1 pseudogene is annotated in these 976 nt (G+C 79.5%); it reads left to right on the top strand.

The features are described 5' to 3' along the window. Positions 1 to 441 precede the first annotated feature (441 nt). Positions 442 to 651: pseudogene (locus tag AO501_RS40730) on the top strand (PE family protein); the annotation flags it as partial. Between the last annotated feature and the right edge of the window lie 325 nt (positions 652 to 976).

Consider the following 976-nt stretch of genomic DNA (forward strand, 5'->3'; position numbering starts at 1 on the left):
AACGCCGGCCTGCTGTTCGGCGAAGGCGGGACCGGCGGCAACGGCGGGTTCGGGCCCACCAACGGCGGCAAGGGTGGCGCCGGCGGCAACGCCGGGCTGATCGCCGGCTCGGGCGGCGCGGGCGGCGCCGGCGGCGACGCCGGAGCCGCTGCGGGCGGTGCGGGCGGCACCGGCGGCGGCTCCGGGCTGATCGGCAACGGCGGCAACGGGGGTAGCGGAGGCACCGGCCAGGCCGCCGCCGGCAGCACCGGCGGCGCGGGCGGCGCCGGCGGCAACGGCATGCTGATCGGCGACGGCGGCAACGGCGGCAACGGCGGCCTCGGCGCGACGAAGGGCGGGGCGGGCGCCGGCGGCATCAGCGGCCAGTTGTTGGGCCTGGACGGCTTCAACGCACCGGCCGGCACCAACCCCCTGCACACCCTGCAGCAGCAAGTGATCAATGCCGTCAACGCGCCCGTTCAGGCGGCGACCGGCCACCCGCTGATCGGCAACGGCGCCAACGGCGCCGCGGGAACTGGCGCCGCCGGGGGCGACGGTGGGCTGCTGTTCGGCAACGGCGGGATCGGTGGCTCCGGCGCCGCCGGCGCCACCGGCGGCCACGGCGGGGCGGGTGGCGGAATATTCGGCACCGGCGGCGCCGGCGGGGCGGGCGGCGCATCGACGACCACCAACGGCGGTGCCGGCGGGGCGGGAGGTAACGGCGGCCTGTTGGGCTCCGGCGGAACCGGCGGCGTGGGCGGAAGAGCGCCGAGCAGCGCCAACGGAGGAGCCGGCGGCGCGGGCGGCAACGCGGGCATGCTCGCCGGCGCCGCCGGCAGCGGCGGCGACGGTGCCGTCTCCTTCACCCCGGGCGTTTCGGGTGCCGGAAAGGGTGGCGCCGGCGGCGCCGGCGGCGCCGGAGGGTTGTTCGCCAGCGGTGGCGTCGGCGGGGACGGCGGGTTCGGCCAGACCAGCAGCGCCGGCGGCAACGGGGGCA

The organism is Mycobacterium gordonae, assembly GCF_001417955.2.
Taxonomy (GTDB): Bacteria; Actinomycetota; Actinomycetes; order Mycobacteriales; family Mycobacteriaceae; genus Mycobacterium; species Mycobacterium gordonae_B.